The organism is Methylobacterium bullatum, from assembly GCF_014845095.1.
In the GTDB taxonomy this organism is placed as follows: Bacteria; Pseudomonadota; Alphaproteobacteria; order Rhizobiales; family Beijerinckiaceae; genus Methylobacterium; species Methylobacterium bullatum.
The window spans coordinates 1-3,759 of sequence record NZ_NKUG01000188.1; the positions used below are offsets into that span (position 1 = coordinate 1).

A 3,759-nucleotide genomic window follows, 5' to 3' on the forward strand; every position below is an offset into this window, starting at 1 on the left:
CTCACGGCGGAGGGCGAGGATTTGCGGCCGCTGCCCTTCGCGACCCGCCGCGCCCGGCTGGAGGGGTTCGTCGCCGCCCTGGATCACGCCCGCATCGACCTCTCGCCGCTCGTGACGTTCGCCACCTGGGACGATCTCGCCGAGGCCCGTGCCGATCCCGCGAGCGTGGGGGCGGGCGAGGATGCCGACGCCATCGAGGGGGTGATGCTGAAGCTGCGCGACAGCCCCTATCTCCCCGGCCGCCCCAAGGGGCCGTGGTGGAAGTGGAAGCGCGAGCCGCATCTCGTGGACGCGGTGATGATGTATGCCCAGCGCGGCCACGGCAAACGCTCGTCCTTCTACTCGGACTATACCTTCGGGGTCTGGCGCGAGCGGCCGGAGGGCGGCCGGGAACTGGTGCCGGTGGGCAAGGCCTATCACGGCTTCACCGATGCGGAGCTGGCCAAGCTCGACCGCTACGTCCGCAACAACACGACCAAGCGCTTCGGCCCGGTGCGCGAGGTGGCCTACGGAATCGACGAGGGGCTGGTGCTGGAGATCGCCTTCGAGGGGGTGCAGCGCTCCACCCGGCACAAATCCGGCGTCGCCATGCGCTTCCCCCGCGTCCATCGCATCCGCTGGGACAAGCCGGCCGCCGAGGCCGACCGGATCGAGGCCCTGGAGACCATCCTGGCCCGCGGCGAGCGCGAGATCGCGCCGGGCGCCGTCATCGAGGGAGAGACGCCATGAGAGGTTTGGGCAGGATCGGCGGGATCGAAGGCTTCCGGGAGGGCGAGATCCGGCGCCAGGCGAGCGCCCGCGTCACCGTCTCGACGCCGGGCCAGGGATTCACGGACATCACCGCGTCCGTGGCCGATTTCCTGCGGCGCAGCGGCATCGGGCAGGGCCTGCTCACCCTGTTCTGCCGGCACACCTCGGCCTCCCTGACGATCCAGGAGAATGCCGACCCGGACGTGCGGAGCGACCTGATGACGGCGCTGGACGGTCTCGCCCCGCGCCTCCCCGGTGGCGGGTACATCCATGCGGCGGAAGGCCCCGACGACATGCCGGCGCATATCCGCACCCTCCTGACCGATTCGGGGCTCACGATCCCCGTCACCGACGGGCGGCTCGTCCTGGGCACGTGGCAGGGCATCTATCTGATCGAGCATCGCGACCGGCCGCATCGGCGCGACATCGTCCTGCATGTGGCCGGAGAGTAGGCGGCGTGCCGTCATCGGGCACGCCGCCGGTTCGGATCACGCGGTCCGCCCGTTGCGCCGGGCGCCGACCTTGGGCGTTCCGTGCTTCGAGACCCAGACCGCGGCCTGCGTCCGGTTGCTGACGTTGATTTTTCTCAGCACGTTCTTCACGTGGATCTTCACGGTCGCCTCGGAGATCCGCAATTCCCGCGCGATGGACTTGTTCGAATGCCCGGTGGCCAGGCAGGCCAGAACCTCGATCTCGCGGTTGGAGAGATCCGAGACCGTCGCGGGGGACGCGTCGGCGGTCTTCGGGAACGTGGCGAGGGACGGTTTCGGGAAGCCGTACGCCCCGCCGGTCAGGTGAGACGCGGCATCGATGGAGATCACGATGTTGCCGCCCATCACCACGTTCAGCGAGCGGATCAGCGCGATCGGCTGCGCGCTCCGGTTGAGGCAGGCCTGGATGCCCATCTGGAGCAGGTAGCGTGGCACCGCCGGATCGGTCTCGGCCGTCAAGGCGACGATCCGGGCCTGGGGAAAGTGGGATTGCACCACCGGGACCAGCGCCGCCTCCATCTGCTCCGGGCCGAAATCCGTGAGGATGACCAGGGCCGGCAGGTGTCCGGGGCTCATGTCGGAGATGTCGTCGATGGAGTCGAGGATCGAATAACCGTTTTGATTTAATATTCCGACGAGCCCGTCGCGCTCCAGGCCGCGCGGCCCGATAATGATGGCGGGTATGCTTGCAAGGGAAGGCATTCGACCGTCCGGTCTGCCGATGAGGCTGGGAATGAAATCGGATTTGAGAGGTTCGGAGGCGGCTGTGACACTGAGTGACATCTGACTTGCTCCAAATTGCATTTGGTAAATCGCTGACAGTGGCAACATTCTGCCGATAGCGACGGATCGGGCCGCCGCTCGATTGGCAGGATCGTCCTTGCGCCGAAGAGGCAAAACTCACTCGTACTTCAGCAAGTCCGAAATAATCGTCCGTATCGGACGATGGGACTTAGAATCTTCGAAGTTATTATTCTATGTTAATAAATCTACTGATGTCCCGGCGCCCTTCAAATATTGAATTTCGCTGCGGTCAGCTAACACGACAATATCGAGCGTCACAAGCAAAAATGGGAACTCTAATTCCTGGCATTCGTGCCGTCGAAATTGGTGTAGCCCGATGTCGCCGGAGTCCGGCAAAGCATCCGTTTCGGATAGATTCGCCCCTTGCGGCGCTCTTACTCGCGGATCGAAACCTCGACGTGCCCCGGTGGATACGCGCCGGTAACGCGGCCCCGGACAGCCTGGATCGGCGAGATCTTGTCGGAATCTATGCCGTGGTATAACTACTTAGACCGAATTCTATCGAAGACTGTCGATGATCGAATCGCGGAGACGACCCTCGACGGTGCGGGGACATCTCGAATTGTGTGGTCGGCGATATTCTACCGGACATTGCGCCCGAGAGGTGAGCGGTAGATCATGCTGGCACCGATGCCGAAACCGAAGACGCACCAGAACCAGATACCCAGCATCGGTCCTTCGAGCGCCACGTCGAAACACCCGTCCACGAACATGCCTAGCGCGTAGCAACCGATCCAGATGAACAGCTTGGCCCAGTGCTCCTCCCCGCGCCGGCGGGCCCAGAGCAGGCTGTGGAACAGCATCGCGAACCAGGTCGCCAGCACGCCGAGCCACAGCACGAGACCGGGGACGCCCGAGCGCGCCAGATAGGTCATGTTGACGTTGTGGGGGCTGCGCAGCACCGCGTCCGCCGTCACCCATTGCTTGTAGCCGTCCTCGAGGGCGATGTTCACCCCGAAGCCCTTGCCCGTCCAGAAAAACGGCCCCCGCAGCGTGTAGTCCTGGATCGTCGCCCACCAGCGCAGGCGAAACTCCTTCGTCGCCTCGAAATTCGAGGCTTCGCTGACGCCGACGACGCTCTTCAGGCCCTCGACGAGCTGCTTGGGGCCGGTCGCCCGCTCGTTGCCGGGGAGCTGGATGCTGAGATCGAACACCGTCGCGATGATCGCGGCGACGAAAAACACCAGGACGATGGGCATGAACTGCCGCAGCCGGCGCCCGGCGATGGCCGCGACCACCACCGGCACGAGGCAGGTCAGCATGGCGCCGCGGCTCGACGTGACGATGATCATGCTCGCCATCAGCACCGCGATCCAGAGCCGCGAGAAGCGGCCGAGCCCGAGCATGACGAAGACGGCGATGGCCGCGAGGTGGCTGGCGGCCTCGCCGGCCCGGACGCTGGGGATCTGGATCTCGGTGCCCGGGATCTTCAGGAGCGCCGAACTCAGGCCGTACACGATGCCGCCGGCCAGGGCATAGAACCGCGCGAACCGGCCATAGGTGTCAATGGCCCGCCAGAACCGGCCGGGCTCCTCCAGCAGCAGGGCGACGACGATCAGGGCGAACAGGCCGTAGAGGGCCAGCACGCTGTCGCGGGGGGCGTCCATCCCGTAGGGACCCACATACGGCACGGTCCGGTAGAGGATCCAGCCCATCAGGACGATGAGCATCCGGCTCGCCGGCGTCGCCAGGATGGCGAGCCGGATGCTCATCG

4 protein-coding genes are annotated in these 3,759 nt (G+C 65.5%); 2 read left to right on the plus strand and 2 right to left on the minus strand.

Translation table 11 applies throughout. The features are described 5' to 3' along the window. Both MBTS_RS21250 and MBTS_RS21255 read left to right on the plus strand, forming a co-directional pair. A partial coding sequence (locus MBTS_RS21250) for an ATP dependent DNA ligase (protein ID WP_483403778.1) occupies nt 1-729 on the plus strand: 729 nt, incomplete at its 5' end. Then, complete coding sequence (locus MBTS_RS21255) at nt 726-1,202, plus strand: secondary thiamine-phosphate synthase enzyme YjbQ (RefSeq protein ID WP_192216420.1); 477 nt, start codon at nt 726-728, stop codon at nt 1,200-1,202. The genes MBTS_RS21250 and MBTS_RS21255, both read left to right, overlap by 4 nt. Nucleotides 1,203-1,238: 36 nt before the next feature. On the opposite strand, the gene MBTS_RS21260 is transcribed toward MBTS_RS21255, so the two are convergent. Then, nucleotides 1,239-1,943, minus strand: a complete 705-nt coding sequence (locus MBTS_RS21260) for a response regulator transcription factor (protein ID WP_147832915.1) — start codon at nt 1,941-1,943, stop codon at nt 1,239-1,241. Between the two features lie 683 nt (nt 1,944-2,626). Further along, nucleotides 2,627-3,759 (minus strand): O-antigen ligase family protein (locus MBTS_RS21265; RefSeq protein WP_192216421.1); only part of this gene is annotated, 1,133 nt, incomplete at its 5' end.

Coding starts and splice junctions, on each gene's coding strand:
- MBTS_RS21255 (WP_192216420.1), top strand. CDS start 726: ATGAGAGGTTTGGGCAGGATCGGCGGGATCGAAGGCTTCCGGGAGGGC.
- MBTS_RS21260 (WP_147832915.1), bottom strand. CDS start 1,943: ATGCCTTCCCTTGCAAGCATACCCGCCATCATTATCGGGCCGCGCGGC.